At 51.5% G+C, this 655-nt stretch carries 1 rRNA gene; it reads left to right on the top strand.

The annotated features are described in order from the left end of the window. Positions 1-312: 312 nt before the first annotated feature. Positions 313-655: ribosomal RNA gene (locus tag LD028_RS02485) — 23S ribosomal RNA — on the top strand; the annotation flags it as partial.

A 655-nucleotide genomic window follows, 5' to 3' on the forward strand; every position in this document is an offset into this window, starting at 1 on the left:
GCGGAGGCGACTGTTCAGCCCCGACAAGCGCTGGAGGGCCTGCGAGGAGGCTGTTGCCGCCACAGCAGGACCGAAGCGGCTCGAGGGGCTAGGAGCCGGAGCTAGACATCAAGAAAAGCGAAGAACGGTTCTTGGTTCGAAGCTACACATAACGTAATAACAACGCTTTTTCGCTTCGTTTAGTTTTGAGGGAATATCCCTCGTTATTTTCGCTGATTGTTCCTTGAAAACTAGATAACAGGCAGTAAGAAAAGCGACAAACGGTTCTCGTTTGGAGCTAAACGATAAAGCCAAGCAATGCAAAGTGTGTTTAGTTAAGTTAGAAAGGGCGCACGGTGGATGCCTTGGCACTAGGAGCCGATGAAGGACGGGACAAACACCGATATGCTTCGGGGAGCTGTAAGTAAGCGTTGATCCGGAGATTTCCGAATGGGGGAACCCACTGTCCGTAATGGGGCAGTATCCATACGTGAATCCATAGCGTATGGAGGGCATACCCGGGGAACTGAAACATCTAAGTACCCGGAGGAGAAGAAAGCAAAAGCGATTCCCTAAGTAGCGGCGAGCGAAACGGGAACAGCCCAAACCAAGAGGCTTGCCTCTTGGGGTTGTAGGACACTCAATACGGAGTGACAAAGGAACGGAGTAGACGAAG

This window comes from Anoxybacillus sp. LAT27 (assembly GCF_022030075.1).
GTDB lineage: Bacteria > Bacillota > Bacilli > Bacillales > Anoxybacillaceae > Anoxybacillus > Anoxybacillus kestanbolensis.